Annotated in this window: 15 protein-coding genes; 4 read left to right on the top strand and 11 right to left on the bottom strand. The window is 55.8% G+C overall.

Going from position 1 to position 14,024, the window contains the following annotated elements:
- On the top strand, window positions 1–230 hold a 230-nt coding region (locus BUE15_RS19040), incomplete at its 5' end, for an integrase core domain-containing protein (RefSeq protein WP_139252432.1).
- Here BUE15_RS19040 and BUE15_RS19035 read toward each other — a convergent pair.
- The 9 genes from BUE15_RS19035 to BUE15_RS18980 all read right to left on the bottom strand — a co-directional run bounded on the left by BUE15_RS19035 (window position 231) and on the right by BUE15_RS18980 (window position 8,588).
- Window positions 231–581 carry a Hint domain-containing protein gene (locus BUE15_RS19035; RefSeq protein ID WP_073288502.1) on the bottom strand — a complete coding sequence of 117 codons (351 nt, stop codon included), beginning with the start codon at window positions 579–581 and terminating at the stop codon, window positions 231–233.
- A 56-nt stretch (window positions 582–637) separates the two neighbouring features.
- Complete coding sequence (locus BUE15_RS19030; RefSeq protein WP_073288500.1) at window positions 638–1,234, bottom strand: hypothetical protein; 597 nt, start codon at window positions 1,232–1,234, stop codon at window positions 638–640.
- Window positions 1,231–1,812 carry an imm11 family protein gene (locus BUE15_RS19025; RefSeq protein ID WP_073288498.1) on the bottom strand — a complete coding sequence of 194 codons (582 nt, stop codon included), beginning with the start codon at window positions 1,810–1,812 and terminating at the stop codon, window positions 1,231–1,233. Before BUE15_RS19025 ends, BUE15_RS19030 begins: the two co-directional genes overlap by 4 nt.
- A gap of 9 nt (window positions 1,813–1,821) precedes the next feature.
- Window positions 1,822–3,003: a polymorphic toxin-type HINT domain-containing protein gene (locus BUE15_RS19020; protein WP_073288497.1), complete on the bottom strand. Its 1,182-nt coding sequence runs from the start codon at window positions 3,001–3,003 to the stop codon at window positions 1,822–1,824.
- Between the two features lie 47 nt (window positions 3,004–3,050).
- Window positions 3,051–3,722, bottom strand: coding sequence for an SMI1/KNR4 family protein (locus BUE15_RS19015; RefSeq protein ID WP_139252431.1), 672 nt, complete (start codon window positions 3,720–3,722; stop codon window positions 3,051–3,053).
- Between the two features lie 34 nt (window positions 3,723–3,756).
- Window positions 3,757–4,554, bottom strand: coding sequence for an HINT domain-containing protein (locus tag BUE15_RS22225; RefSeq protein WP_262987472.1), 798 nt, complete (start codon window positions 4,552–4,554; stop codon window positions 3,757–3,759).
- A gap of 108 nt (window positions 4,555–4,662) precedes the next feature.
- On the bottom strand, window positions 4,663–5,097 hold the full coding sequence (locus BUE15_RS19000) for a tetratricopeptide repeat protein (RefSeq protein ID WP_073288493.1): 435 nt from the start codon (window positions 5,095–5,097) through the stop codon (window positions 4,663–4,665).
- Window positions 5,098–5,101: 4 nt separating this feature from the next.
- Window positions 5,102–6,727, bottom strand: coding sequence for a polymorphic toxin-type HINT domain-containing protein (locus BUE15_RS21395; RefSeq protein ID WP_084549187.1), 1,626 nt, complete (start codon window positions 6,725–6,727; stop codon window positions 5,102–5,104).
- A gap of 40 nt (window positions 6,728–6,767) precedes the next feature.
- Window positions 6,768–8,588: a type VI secretion system Vgr family protein gene (locus BUE15_RS18980; protein WP_084549186.1), complete on the bottom strand. Its 1,821-nt coding sequence runs from the start codon at window positions 8,586–8,588 to the stop codon at window positions 6,768–6,770.
- A 343-nt stretch (window positions 8,589–8,931) separates the two neighbouring features.
- On the opposite strand from BUE15_RS18980, the gene BUE15_RS18975 reads away from it, so the two are divergent.
- From BUE15_RS18975 to BUE15_RS18965, 3 genes are all read left to right on the top strand, one after another.
- Window positions 8,932–9,846, top strand: coding sequence for a hypothetical protein (locus BUE15_RS18975; RefSeq protein ID WP_073288489.1), 915 nt, complete (start codon window positions 8,932–8,934; stop codon window positions 9,844–9,846).
- Between the two features lie 169 nt (window positions 9,847–10,015).
- Complete coding sequence (locus tag BUE15_RS21785) at window positions 10,016–10,216, top strand: hypothetical protein (RefSeq protein WP_139252430.1); 201 nt, start codon at window positions 10,016–10,018, stop codon at window positions 10,214–10,216.
- A 251-nt stretch (window positions 10,217–10,467) separates the two neighbouring features.
- A complete protein-coding gene (locus BUE15_RS18965) occupies window positions 10,468–11,142 on the top strand; it encodes an MCP four helix bundle domain-containing protein (protein ID WP_073288486.1) in 675 nt (224 codons plus the stop codon).
- 39 nt (window positions 11,143–11,181) lie between these two features.
- On the opposite strand, the gene BUE15_RS18960 is transcribed toward BUE15_RS18965, so the two are convergent.
- Both BUE15_RS18960 and BUE15_RS18955 read right to left on the bottom strand, forming a co-directional pair.
- Window positions 11,182–11,961 (bottom strand): DUF547 domain-containing protein, encoded by a 780-nt coding sequence (locus BUE15_RS18960; RefSeq protein ID WP_084549185.1) that lies wholly within the window; start codon window positions 11,959–11,961, stop codon window positions 11,182–11,184.
- A 67-nt stretch (window positions 11,962–12,028) separates the two neighbouring features.
- A complete protein-coding gene (locus BUE15_RS18955) occupies window positions 12,029–13,987 on the bottom strand; it encodes a T9SS type B sorting domain-containing protein (RefSeq protein WP_073288484.1) in 1,959 nt (652 codons plus the stop codon).
- Window positions 13,988–14,024 lie beyond the last annotated feature (37 nt).

Here is a 14,024-nt window from a genome sequence, read left to right as displayed (position 1 = left end):
GCCGGCGCGGCAACTGCTACGACAACGCGCACGCCGAATCGTTTTGGAGCCGCTTCAAAGCCGAACTGCTCGACGGCGGCAGCTTCCCCGGCCTGGCCGAAGCCAAGCTCGAAATCAGCCACCATATTGCCTATTACAACGCCGAACGCCGACATTCTGCCCTCGGCTATCACTCGCCCAACCACTTCGAAACCCATCTTCAAACCACGTCCCAATTGTGTCCGGCTTAGCTAGACCACCTCACCCGTCTCTTCGTGCCAGGACCAGACCAACTCGCCGGCAACGATATCCTCGATGTTTTTGTAGCCCCCCTCCACGGCCACGGGGGTCCCGGCCGGGAAACAGGCTGTCACACAGATGCGCGGAATCTTGGCGGCGAACGAGCGCACGCCGGCTTTGAGCCCGTTCTTGAGCGCCGCACTTTTGGCTAGCACGGCGGCCATCTTTTTCTTGGCCATACCAGCAGCCACCTCGGTGCCCGCCTTAAGTGCCGTGCGCACCCCGGCCTTGGCCCCCATCATGGCGGCCGTGGCCGTGCCGAAGCTCAGTACCCCCGCCGCCACCGAGGCTACGTCCCACACCAAAAAGGCTGCGTTCAGGGCTACGCCTTCAATTGTGCATCACATACTACGTACCCTTAATGTAATGGCGGCAATTCTTTGAAAGAAACGAGGCTAAAACTCGTTGCGCTGAAGAACACTTGGTCGCCTACTTGAGCTATAGCTTCCAGTTGCTCCAAGGCCCGTACGCCAAGGGCTAGCACCCCAAAATCAGTGTACAATAAAGGCAAGGCTTCGTAAGGCTCGATTGGGAAACCAAGCGGATGGTAAGCAGTTGAGATGCGGTCATAGTCGTCCTGAAAGCCCGGTATGTTCTCATAGTCCTCGCCTAGCTCCAGTTCGAGGAGGCGGTAACGCGCTAGTAAGTCTGGAAAGAAAACAGCGCTGAGTTGGGACCCTAGGTAACGGCCTAGCGTGTGCGCTGCGCCAACTGGTTCCAGATCGAGGTCACCAAATTCTGTTAGATAGATAAGCATCTCCCCGGATTGCCCTGCCAACGTTGGTACTTCAAGTGGAAACTGGCGTGCGTCGAGGCGCAGAGTGGGGCCCTTGGAAAGAGTGACGGCGACTTCATAAGCGTACACTTTGCCTTGGTGCACTAGTGAAGGCACAACAGCCTCAACGGTACCCCGGGGCAGGCGCACAGCTTGGACCAATGGATATACTTCCATCATCCAGCCGGAGTTGCCGAATCCCAGACTTTGTTTCCTTCTTCCAAATCGATGCCTGTCAGTTTGTGCTTACGGCAGGCAGCGATAAATTCGTCGGAAACGTATCTAAACACTGGACTATCTGGTATTCTAAAGATGGGTTTTCCTTTCACCAAATCTGCCCGAAATACAAATTCGCTGATACCAGCACATAATCCATTGGATAGTATTTCCCTGCACTTTGTCTGTTTTCGATCTAAGTAATTGCCCACGTCCAATACGTTAACGAGATAGTAGGTACCTACCTCCGTTGGGTAGGGGAGCAACTCTACACTATCCCCCAGTAGTGGTTGCAATACGTCCACAGCTCGCTGACTAAAAACAATACGCTCACTTCCCGCTAACGTACCCAGGTCGCCCACCTTCACGCGTGGATCGATTACACCAAAGAAGGGAGGGTGCCAGTTGTCACCGACCCGCTGGTGTTTATCGAAGTACGTGTCCACGATGTGACTTACGTAATCAATATTGTTGTCATCGTCATCCCAATCAAATGGGACGCTGTAATGATCAGAATCTTCTATGAATTTGTAGATCTGCATTTTTCGCTCTTACAAGTGTCCTTTAAATATGCCGGTTTCCATTTCGGAACGTAACGCTTCAAGTTCTTTGAGAACTTGGTCTTTACCTCCAAGCTTCTCAGCTTCTTTTAGTCGGTCTCTTACGTGAATGGCATACTTGCCATTATGGATGGTACTGTGCTTGCTAGCTACTCTAGTAGGCGATTCTAAAGCAGCCTTTTTATGAGGTAGATAAACGCCATTGTTGGCGTTATCAATGCCTATATTATTACGTTTTAAAATTTCCTGTGACTCAGTAACGGCCTTTTTGGCTCTTTTATCAGTCCATTTAGTACGCGGCTTCTTCATGACCATATGGTGTGCCGCATGACCAGGAGGCTTTCGCACTCCCATTGCTTTCTGCATATTTTTGGTCAATTCATCCGCGCTTCCAGCACCTTCCTTAGCAAAATTAGCTGTGCTAAATGGACCCTTATTACGGACTTTGGCCGCGTCATCAAGTACAATGCCGACCTTGTTAGGGCCAGCCTTTTTAGCTGCATCAGCAGCTTCTTGTACAAGCTTAGCAATATCATCACAGGGCCCATTATGGACGATGAGCATCCAGTGGCCTACTAAATAGGTATGCCAGTCGGCCACCTCAAAGTTGTATACAGTAGTGGGATGCTCGGTTTGATGAACGACTTCCCGAACGGTCATACTGACTTGGTCCGAGCGTAGCAATTCGTCACCGACTTCCAGTTGTCCGGCTTGTTTCCACTCCTGGGTGTTGAGCAAAAAGGGGTGCTCTGGCGTGGTGCGAATAACTTCATCGCCTACATGCACTTCTACTAGAGCATGCGCCTCATGTTGACTGATTGAGATAACGGGCTTGAGGGCTAAGTTCTGCTGGTCTTGCTCCCAGGCCCAAACTAAGTCACCGACTTGAATATCCTCAATGTTGCGGTAATCATCAGCCACAGCCACGGGCGTACCAGCAGCGAAGCAGGCCGTTACGCATTCTTTCACGGCTTTTTTACCGAAGGGCTTCAGCGCTTTGAGCCCACCTTTGAGCGCCACCGCCTTGGCTGCTAGTTCGGCCATTTGCTTCTTGGCCATGCCTGCAGCGACTTTGGTGCCGGCTTTCAGGGCGGTGCGCACGCCGGCCTTGGCCCCCATCATGGCCGCCGTGGCCGTGCCGAAGCTCAGCACCCCCGCCGCCACCGAGGCCACGTCGCAGTTAGTTTACAGATAGGCCCCTATCTATAAATTATTACACCCTAATACTCCTCTATCCCCATTGCGGACCACTCATCTAAAATATCCCAAAAATCCGCCATATCGGGTTCTTCATCATCCCACCAGACTAAACCCGATGGCTCCGTGGTGTTGAAGTTCCAGCACAGGTACCCCCCAGCACTGTTAGAAAAAACAGCTAAAACCTTGTCGAGAGAAAAATCGATTTCTATTTCATCCAGTACTCCCCACTCCTGTTCCGACAGCCAGAAAAACTCGTCTATAGGAAATAGCCCTAAAGCATGTGATTCCACTTCGTACCAGCCATTATGGATAGTTTTGTAGAACTCCAAAAACTTAGCAGGCCAAGGCAAATTCTCAGTGGTTGCTGGCAATTGTCCCGATAGCAAAGGCGCATGCCCCACATAGTGCAAATACTCGCCTTGGGGGTTTTTAAAAATATACAGTAGAGCGGGTTTATTCTCTAGTTCAATTAGGTGGACCGTGTTAAGGCGTTTTTGAAATATCCCTAGAAGGGCGCTGAACTCTGTGTGGTAGTATTTATCCCACAGCGAAGTAATGTGCTTCACTTTCTCTTTATCAGAGCGCCCGATCAAAGGCTGCCACTCTGCAGGAACCAATAAATTTTCTGGCAATTTATCCAAGACAGAAAAGCGACCTAAATTCTTTTCGAGTGCCGAAAGATTCTTATCCATTGTGTTTTTAATTGCTGGGGTGTAGCCGGGGAAGTTAAGGTGTTGGAGGAAGAGAATTAGCTTTAACTAAATCATCGATACGCTTCTGAATGTCCTTCTCTAATACTTTACTCTTGGCTATCATCTTCTTCCTGAACTTATCATCTACTTTGATGCCCCTCTTTTTATACTCTGTCCATTCCTGAAAAGACTTAGGAGCTTTAGATGTATTGGCAGTTTCGCTAAGGCCAACAAAGTTTTTTTCGTGATTTAGCACTGCAATCTGCTGCTCCTTGGTTAATTTCTCGAACCCATCCATTCGAGATATTTGATCCATTGGCACTATATGATCGGCATGCAGCTTCTTCTCAACTGTTAGACCCGGTAATGCTGGGTCCTTCATACCTTTTTTGAATTTTTTATTTACATCCTTACGTATTTTGATGCTAGGAGTCTTTTTTCTAAGCTTTTTGTACAGATCATCTGATATTTTTCTTAGACAAATGGTGGCGTTATGTACAACAAACATCCACCAGCTGACGAGGTAGGTGTGCCAGTCGGCCACCTCGAAGTTGTAAACCGTGGTGGGCTGCTCCGTGTAATGGCTGACCTCACTCACGGGCATGGTCAGTCCATCCGAGCGCAGCACCGCGTCGCCCACTACCAACTCACCGGCCACCTTCCAACCACCGTTCACCCAAAACGGGTGCTCGGGCGTGGCCTGCACCATATCGGCGCCCAGGCGCAACTCTACCAGCGCATCTGACTCGCGCTGCATGGTGTGCACGACGGGCTTGAGGGCCAGGTCACCCGTTTCCTCGTGCCAGGACCAGACCTGCTCACCCGCCCAGATGTCTTAAACTGCTTTTTAAGGCAATGGGAAGACCGCTTGCTTTGTCACTAAAAAGCCAGACCTCGTCTGTAGAAGTCTGGCTTTTTAGTGATAAACACCAAGAAAAATTTATAATGCTACTTCCTGTTTTAAGAAGGTAAAGTACTTCTCATCTTCCCCTTCAAATATTTCTTCGCCCTGCCCCATATAAGCGCGCATTAATTCATCTTTTGCTTTAGCAAAGTTACCCATTTCATACTGGACCTGGCCGAGGCGCAAGTGAATAAGTGGGTTTCCAATAGCATCTGGGCAATGCATAACGGCAGTTAGTGATTCTTTTGCGGCTGCATAGTCTTCGTTAAAAAATTGTGCTTCACCCAACGAAAACAGCACCCACGTAGATGCTTCCCATTCCTGATAAGGCTCTGGAATTAAATCAAACGCTTGCTGAAAAGCATGAATTGCACGATCATAATCGTCATCTTCAACAGCCTCATCACCCTCTTTACAATGCAACATTATCTCTTGATAAAGTGCGTCATCCATTTCATCCTGTTTCTTCATCTTGTTATTTTAGAGGAGGTAAGTAAGTTTCAGTCAACTGAGCACCTCGGCTCCTATTTATGCTACTAGGCTCAAGTTCATAATTTTTAGGATCCTTCATCCAGTCTCTTACTTCTTTTGATTTCGCACCATACTGTCTCCCTTCTCTATTCCACCAACTCACTGCATCATCGAGGTGGCCCATATCAGTTTTTTCTATCTCATACCAATTACCATCTGGTCCTAATACTTCTTTCTTCCCAGCAGTAAGTTCTCTAATCTTCTTCTCTCCCTCCATTCGTTTAATAACTGCTTTACCAGTACTAGATTTTTTCCCTGGAGTTCTACCTAAATACTGTAACCTCTTACTCTTTACTTTGGTGGGAGCAGAGAGTAAGGCTTTTTTCTTGCTCTTGGCTGCCTTGGCTATTTTCTTGATTGTCCCTTTGATACAAGGCCCGGAATTATGCACAACGAACATCCACCAACTGACGAGGTAGGTGTGCCAGTCGGCGACCTCGAAATTGTAAACCGTGGTGGGCTGCTCCGTGTAATGGCTGACCTCACTCACGGGCATGGTCAGCCCGTCGGAGCGCAGCACAGCGTCGCCCACCACTAGCTCACCGGCCGCCTTCCAGCCGCCATTCACCCAGAACGGGTGCTCGGGCGTGGCCTGCACCATATCGGCGCCCAGGCGCAACTCTACCAGCGCATCTGACTCGCGCTGCATGGTGTGCACGACGGGCTTGAGGGCCAGGTCACCCGTTTCCTCGTGCCAGGACCAGACCGATTCGCCGGCAACAATATCCTCGATGTTTTTGTAGCCCCCCTCCACGGCCACGGGCGTACCGGCCGGGAAGCAGGCTGTCACGCAGATGCGCGGAATCTTGGCGGCGAACGAGCGCACACCGGCCTTGAGTCCGTTCTTGAGGGCTGCACTCTTGGCTAGCACGGCGGCCATCTTTTTCTTAGCCATGCCGGCGGCGACTTTGGTGCCGGCTTTTAGGGCCGTGCGCACGCCGGCCTTGGCGCCCATCATGGCTGCCGTGGCCGTACCGAAGCTCAGCACTCCCGCTGCCACCGAGGCTACGTCCCACACTAGGAAGGCTGCGTTCATAGCCACGCCCAGCTTGTCGCCCGTCTGCGCGGCGTGGATCAGGTCCCGGCCCGAACCCCAGATCGGAATCATCCCTTCCAACAGACCGGCCTCGCCTACGGAGTTCTTTTCCTTTTCGGCCTGCTCCAGCGCCTCGTCGGCTTCTTCTTTTGTCTCCTTGATCTGCTGGCTCATCTCCGGTGGCACCGGCAATTGGCCCGAGGTCAGAAACTCAATCTTGCCCTGGCCTAGCGGGCAGTTAATGCAGGAGCGGAACAGTAGCGTTTCGGCGCCACCTACTTTGGCTGGGTAAGTGTCCTGCCACATAGTGGGAGCCGGGGTACATGGCACCGGGGTACCACCGGCCTGCTGCGTGAGCTTCTTGCAGATGACAAAGGAGGGAATATTAACCAGCGGCACCTTGTCCAGCGCATTGCCCGCCTGCAGCCCAGCAATCTTGCTGGTGCGAGGTGTCGTCTGGAATGGCATGGGCACCGTACCCTCGCTGCATTGCAACAGGGCTCCGGTCGTTATATACTCGAGCGGATGCGGCATAAGCGACGATTATAAGTAACCCACTAATTCGACCAAGCCCCTAAATAATATCGGTATCCTGCGACTTGATTTTAGCCTGGGCACTGGCATTAATCGTCAGGTTGTTGCGGAAATCGGCGGTTAGATCTTCGGCTACCATATCCAGCGCCATTTTGGCATCCAAGGCTACGGCTTCTTCCTGAGCCGTGACTACTACATTCTTCTTAGCTGTAATAGTAATGTTGTTGCCGGCTGTGAGCGTGATATCCTTCTTCGCATTGAGGGTAATATCGCCGCCAGCCGTGAGGCTGATGGGGCCGTTGGTGCTGATGCTCACGCTGCCGTCGCCGTTGAAGTTGATGTTGAGCGAGGTGCCTTTGTTGTTGGAGTTGGAAATGTTGATGCTCTGCTGGCCCTCCTTGTCCTGCATCACAAACTTGTTGCCGCCCGAGGTCTGAATGCCCTTCATCAGGTTGCCATCGGGCGAGTATTTAGCGCCTTGCTTGTTGTTGGCGTGGAACAGGTTGCCCAGCACGAAGGGCTGTTCCGCTAGGCCACCCTGGTAGTCAACCAGCACCTGCGAGCCTACTTCGGGCTTGAACAGCTGCCCTTTGCCACTCCCGGAGTAAGGCGTTAGCAAGCGTACCCAGTCGGTTTCAGCCTGGGCCGGGTTATCGACGGGCCAGTGGTAGCGCACCTTTAGGCGGCCTAGCTTCTCGGGGTCTTTGTCGTTGATGACTTCCGCCAGTTCTGGCTGACCCTGGGGCGCGTCGTAGTGGGGGTTGAGCGGGGGCACCTCCAGCACATGCGGCACCGCCGAAAACTGGTTGCTGTAGTTGCCCACCTCGTCAATGAAGTGCGTGATTTCCAGCACCCGGTACTTGCCGAAGCTCTCGGGCGTCAGGTGCTCCGTCCCAATGCCTTCGCCACTTACGTTGAGCACGCTGCCCAGGTGGATGTTGGGGTTGTCGCTGTAGCCCTGCAGTGTAACCAGGTTAGCGGCAGCGTTGGCTTTGAGCAGCTTGGCTTCCTCATCAAGCTGGCTGTTGCCCTCAATCCAAGTTTCGGCAGTGGTGTGAGCCTCGTCGGTAAACAGCTTTTCGGCCTGGCTGAGAGCAAAGCCCCCAAAAGGATGGTTCTGGAGGCTAGGCAGGCTCTGGCTGCTGGTACTACTCTTGAAGTGTTGGTGCTTCTGGTAATTGTACTCGTACATTTTGGCCTTGGTAGGCAACAGCGTCATGCCGAAGCTGAAACTGTTGTAGTCGCCATCGGCCACAAACTCAATTTCCTCGCTGTTGGCCGGCGTACCGAGTTGCAGGGCCTCGCCATCGTAGTAAAACCACTCGCCGTACTCAGCCGCCAGGCGGCTCAGAAACTCAAAGTTGGTTTCGCGGTATTGCACCACGTAGGGTAGGGGAGCCTTGTGCTGCGGGTTGATCTTGCGGGCCAGCAGGTTGGCCGGGTACGGCTGCAGCACCTCGTTGAAAATGGCATCGAGGGTCTTGGCTACAAACGTGCGCTTCTTCGAGCCGCTGGCCAGCAGGTAGCAGGGGCTGAACCCACGGGCCACTACGCTGCCGGCAAAGTCATTGTCCTTGCCCGCTTCCAGGTGCGTCACGATGCCCTTGAAGAGAAGCTTCTGCCCTTGGTTGAAGTGAAACGAATCGGCCTCAACCGCCAGCGTGAGGGGCTGGCCGAGCAGGCGCTTGTGCGCCTGCGAGAAAAAGGAAGCCTTGCTGCCCTCTACCCGGTCGAAGGGTACCACCACTTGAAATTCGTGGTGCGAAAACAGGCTTTGCGTAAGAGATATCTGTTGAATATCAGCAGAAGGGGCCAACGCGGCGCCGGCACACTGCACTGAGGATGTAACCTGACGACTCATGAATCCGAAGAGAGTTAGAAAAACTGGACATTCACTAACGACACCCTAACTATATCCCGGGCATTTAGTAAACTTATAAGATTTCTGGAAACTTACAGTTCTCAGGGTCAATTAATACCCGGTCTTACGCAGCTTCCGATTCTGCTGTTCTTCTCGCCTTCACTATTTGTGTATGCATGCTCCGCCTCCCCGCCGACAGCCCGCAGCCAGCAACCGGGTTCAGGTAAATCGACCTGCCAGTCGGCCGGCAGCGCCGTCTCGTCCGGTTAGTGGCCGGGTGGCGGTGGCACGGCCAAATCGGGCTGCTCCGGCCGCGCGTCCGGTCAGTCAGCGGCCCCGCGCCGTGGCTCCGCCCAGCACCGGCCAGCGCGTACTACGGACAGGTGCGCTGGTGGCCAGAACCTACGTCGAGTACAACCAGGGCGTGGTCGAAGGCCTGGTAGGGTCGGTGAAAAGCACCTGGGGATTTGTCACCAAGGATGCCTGGGATGTGAAAACCTGGACCGAGATGGGCACTACTATGGTGGCCGTGAGCCTGATGAGCCCGCAGCATGCCGGTACGGCGCAGTGGCTGGATGGCAAGCTGGGCACGCAGTTTGCGCCGCGGCAGGTGCAGATTGTGATGGCGCTGGACCAGACGTTCAAGGAAATGCCGCATTGGAAGGCCCGGCAGTGGGGGCAGCTGGTGGGCCGCGTTGCCGGCGACGTGCTTACCACCAAAGGGGCCGGAGCCGGGGCCAAGGCCGGCGTGACGCTGGCCAGAGCCGAATTTACTACGGTGCGCGCCATCACGAGAAGCGCGGGCAGCATTCCTAAAGGGCTAGGGGCTTATGGCCGGTACAGCAGCGTACGCGCCCAGATTCCGTTCCGAAACGTAACAACACCTCCGAACAGAGCAACCTTCTGGTCGGGTTTGGAGGAAGGCGCCAACGAGGCCAAAGAGTGGGCGCGGCTGAATGGCCGGACCTCGCTGGAAATGACGAAAGGCGGGCAGTGGCTGGACGGCCAGCAGGCGCTGCTGAACAGCTCTAAAGTGCCCTGGGACATTATGCGTCCGCAATGGGCCCGCTTGTCGAGGCGTTTTGCTCAGGCAACCAGGGGGCAGGTAACCGTGCTGCAGGGGCCGCGGTACAACCCTGTGTCCAGCATCTGGGTCACGGTGGAGCAGTCGGAGTTGCAGGCCCTGCAAAAGGCAGGAAAGGTGACTGAAATCAAGATTGTGAAGCAAAGCAAGTTTGCCACGGTCCCCGCTAAGTAATACCGATATGAATATCAGGCAGTTGCTTAGGGGAATGTTTGCGCAGCCTGCTTCGGCGTCGGAAGCCCGGCAACCTGACCTGTACAATCAGGCTTGGGAATTATGGCTACGCCACTTTACTGGTGATGTTCCGCAGCTAATGACAAGGCTGCAAGCCGCTATTCCAACCTTGTCAGCCGCAGACGCCCAACTGGTAGTAAGCCGGATAAAAGAGGAAACCCGCTGGGCAATGAGCCGGTTTTATGACGTGCGCGACGGAGAGCTGAGTACGGAGCAGGCCACGCGCGCCGTTCAGGAGCACCTACCGGACCTTAATCAGAATAATCTCAGCGGCCTCATTTCCTACTGCCAGTACAGCTCCGAGCGGTAGAGGCCCGACGCGCTACGTATGTTGCTCCGGTTTTACCTGTTCTCCGCGCTGTCTGTCACCGTATTGCAGCGGCCGCGAGCTACCTGACATAGAGCAACGCGCAAGTGAGGTAGGCCGCGGGGCTTATCTGCCCTGATATACTATAATGAGGAGTTAGTGAGTACTTAATGAAGAGGTATGACGGCTTGTGCTGAGGTTCTCAGCTTTTCTTCTTATTTTATATCGTAGTTCACTTCAGCCTGACCTCGCCCATGAGTTTCCTGTCCCGAATTCACTATAAAGCTAAGCCGGCATTCTTGTTCCTGGTAGTCATACTGGGCATGCTGGGCAGCAGCGTGTTGGAAAAGCACCTGATGCAAAACATGAATACCTCCGTCTCGTCGCTGTACCAGGACCGGCTGTTGCCGGCCACGGGCCTGTTTCAGCTCAACGACCAGATGTATGCCAAGCGGCACCTGCTGGAAAGCTACCTCGCTAACCCAGTGCTGGAGCGGGGAGGCGCGCTGCGGCAGGAGCTGCTGGCCCATAACGCCGAAATTACGGACCTGATGAACCGCTACCGCGAAACGTATCTGGTAGCCGATGAAGCCCGGGTCTTTGATTCGTTTCGGGCTCGTGTGGCGCGCTACAACGCGCTGGAAACCCAAATGCTGACCGAGGCCGGCTTGGTGTCGGCAGAAAAGGAGCGTGAGCTGTTCCGGCAGTTCGACGGTATCCACGCAGACCTCGCCCGCCTCAATCAGATTCAGCTGCGTGTTGGGCAGGAGCTTTCCAACAGTTCCCACATAATTGAGGGCAATGCCACGCTGCTCAGCAACCTGAAAATAGCTTTGCTGCTGCTCTTCACCCTGGCTATCTACCGGGCTCTGCTGCTCGACCGGCACCCGCTGCTGCCCAAAAGCCTGAAAAACTTCCGGCTGAACTAGCCAGTAAGCGTGCCGGCTGCTGCGCCGCGGTTCGCGTTGCTACTGCTCATTGAGGCGCCAGTCGTAGTCCAGAAACGTGATGGTGGCGCCGGGCTCAAGCCTGGTGGCGGAATACCGGTTCACCCATTTCACCACCGACTGCCCATTCTGGTTCCAGTCGCCCTTGTACCAGTCGAAATAGCGGGAAAGCTGTGCGCCGGCCCTGGCAATGCGGTTTTTGGTTGGGTCGTTCAGGAAAAGCCTGCCCTGCTGCTCCAGCTGCTGCTCCAGCCTGGCAGCCGTGTAGGCTTCGTTGCGGAGGGGCGGGCAGGAAACGGAAGCACACACCAAGGCAAAATGAACACGCGGGTCGTTGTAGTGCTTGCGAAGCGTACCGTGCTCGATGTCGTCGAGGCTCATCTTCTCGCCGCCGATTCGGAAAAACCGGGCCGCCCATGGAGTCGTCACGAGCGGAATCTGGATTTTTGAGCCAATGTCCTTGATACTCTGCACCGGATAATGGTCCAGAATCAGGCGAATCGTGTAGGCATTGTAGGCGTTGATCCAGAAGGCCATCTGGTCTTTCCTGCTCCATTCTGCCGTGGGAGGGTGTTGGCTCAGCAATTCCAGATACCGGTTCAACTCCCGCTGATCAGCCAGAAAGCCCTTGTAGCTGACCCGCCCGCGCCTATCAACGTGCTTTTTGAGAAGCGCATCAAAGATGCGGTGGTCGGGAGCAGTGCCAACAGGCTTGGAACCCAGCAGGGCTGCCGCCGGTGCCGGAGCGGCCGGCGCAGTCAGCAGCAGGCTGCCCGTGAGGGCCAGCAGATGAAATTTCATAGAAACCAGTTTAGCCGGTACCTACGGAAAAACCGCCGGGCCGGACCTGCGCCGAAAGCTGCGGGCACTACTGCAGAATCGTGACGGTGCCATGTTGCACCACGGTTTTGCCGGCTTCGTCGAGGGCCTCAAACCGCCAGACGTAGGAGCCCTGCACCGGCTTCTCGTTGCGGATGCGGCCATCCCAGGCCTGAGTACGGTCGGTGCCCCGGAAAACTTCCTGCCCGTTGCGGTCTACTACCGTGAGCGTGTAGGTTTTCAGAAAGCGGCCCTTCACCTCCAATACATCGTTCAGGCCGTCGCCGTTGGGAGTAAAGGCCGTGGGCAGGTAAGCTTCGAGGCGACGCACCACGCTGGCAATATTGGAATAGCTGGGTGCCGGCAGGCCGGCGCCGGTTACCTCCAGCCGGTAGCGTACGGTCTGCAGGTCGGTGGGAGGGAGCAGGTCGAGGTAGGAGCCACGCGAGCTGACGGCCAGGGTAGTGCGCACCGAGTTGTCAGGGTTCAGCACCAGCAGGCGGTAGCGAAGTGAGTCGGGGCCCACCGGTGCGCCGCGCAGCTGCGACCATTGCAGGCGAACCGACGAGCCCCGGTTGTCGGCCAGCTCAGCGGCCAGCACGGCCGGGCAGAAGGGCGCACTAGCAGCGGAACGGTTGGCGCAGTCGTCCTCAAACCGAACCTGGTAGCAGGGCGCGGCCGCCGGCGTATAGGTCGGTAGCGAGTCGCGCAGGGTGCGGGCGGCCATAGTCCCGACCGGAACCGTGCCGCGCAGATACGTGAGCTGGCCGGTAGCGGCAAAACGGGCTACCGAAGCCGTCAGCACCACGCGGTTTCGCTCATCAAAAGTGGCCAGCAGCTGCGGGGTTGGTGGGGCCTGCGTGGCCGTGGCGCGCACAGTAGTTTCAGTGGAAACGGAGGTGACGCCAGCCGGATAGCGGGCCGTGAGGCGGTAGGTGTAGCTGATGCCGCAGGCCACGGACGTATCGGTATAGGTGCGGGCTGATGGGGCCAGCGTAACGACCGAGGCAAGGGGCGGCGTACGCGTCAGCACGTAGCTGGTCGGGTCAAGGCCCAGCTGCCACGTCAGCTCATTGCGACGCTCGGCGGCCAGCACGGCCAGCGTCAGGGTGCTGACCGGGTCGGAAACGGCCTGGGCCTGCTGGCAGTCGTCGGTGCGCCGCAGGCGGTAGAGGCCGGGCAGCGCATTCGGCACCGTGAAGCCGGTAAGCCCCACCGGAACGGCAGAGGCAACAGGCTGGAACGTGGCGGGCGTGGCAAAATCGGCCCGCTCTACGCTGTAGCGGTAGCCGGCCGTCAGTGGCTCAACGGTGAGCTGGGCGGTGGTGCCTTGTAGCGTGATGTTCTGGATTGTCAGCGGCCCCGTCGCCGCCAGCTGGAGCAGAGGCTGCGTGGCAGAGCGGGTACACAGCGAGTTATCGGCGTAGACTCCCGCTACTGTGATGCTGGCTGCCCCGGCCGGTACCGGGTAGGTGAGGGTCTGGTTGCGGGCGGCGGGTAGCGTGCTGCTGCCAATCTGCACGCTGTAGCTGTCGTAGGGCCCGCCCGGCAGCGTTACCTGCACAAAGCCCGGTGAACAGGCCGCAACCGTGAAGGCCGGCACCGGGTTGTCGTAGACCTGGAATTCGCGGAAGTAAATGGTGGACGTGCCGCCAGGGCTACTGTTCTGGCCGTTTTCCGTAACTGTGATAGGGCCGGCCGCAGTAGGTGTATAGGTGAAAGGGGAGGGCTGCAGGCCGGGTCCGCAGGGGCTGGGATACGCTCCGGAGCCCGGTAGCACCTGATAAAAATACACGAGTGGCCGCCTGCCCGCGCACAAATCAAACCGCACCGTGCGGCCTACGCACAGCTTCTCTACTATTTGGTTGGTTAGTACGTCTACGGCTACGAAGGTGCAGGCCGGCTGGCCGGGAGTGGCGGTGCAGGGCTGCGCCAGCGCCGGCGCGGTGCCTGTAAGCAACACACTAACAGACAAAAGCAGCAGGTAGAAGTACGTAGTAAAGCGCATAGGCTGATGAATGGCAAAGTAATGGCGGGCTGCCGGC

This window comes from Hymenobacter psychrotolerans DSM 18569, from assembly GCF_900142395.1.
GTDB classification, from domain to species: domain Bacteria; phylum Bacteroidota; class Bacteroidia; order Cytophagales; family Hymenobacteraceae; genus Hymenobacter; species Hymenobacter psychrotolerans.
This window is presented reverse-complemented; position numbering and strand designations above follow the sequence as displayed.

Coding starts and splice junctions, on each gene's coding strand:
- BUE15_RS18960 (WP_084549185.1), bottom strand. CDS start 11,961: ATGAAATTTCATCTGCTGGCCCTCACGGGCAGCCTGCTGCTGACTGCG.
- BUE15_RS18980 (WP_084549186.1), bottom strand. CDS start 8,588: ATGAGTCGTCAGGTTACATCCTCAGTGCAGTGTGCCGGCGCCGCGTTG.
- BUE15_RS19025 (WP_073288498.1), bottom strand. CDS start 1,812: ATGCAGATCTACAAATTCATAGAAGATTCTGATCATTACAGCGTCCCA.
- BUE15_RS18955 (WP_073288484.1), bottom strand. CDS start 13,987: ATGCGCTTTACTACGTACTTCTACCTGCTGCTTTTGTCTGTTAGTGTG.
- BUE15_RS19015 (WP_139252431.1), bottom strand. CDS start 3,722: ATGGATAAGAATCTTTCGGCACTCGAAAAGAATTTAGGTCGCTTTTCT.
- BUE15_RS19000 (WP_073288493.1), bottom strand. CDS start 5,097: ATGAAGAAACAGGATGAAATGGATGACGCACTTTATCAAGAGATAATG.
- BUE15_RS18965 (WP_073288486.1), top strand. CDS start 10,468: ATGAGTTTCCTGTCCCGAATTCACTATAAAGCTAAGCCGGCATTCTTG.
- BUE15_RS21395 (WP_084549187.1), bottom strand. CDS start 6,727: ATGCCGCATCCGCTCGAGTATATAACGACCGGAGCCCTGTTGCAATGC.
- BUE15_RS19030 (WP_073288500.1), bottom strand. CDS start 1,234: ATGATGGAAGTATATCCATTGGTCCAAGCTGTGCGCCTGCCCCGGGGT.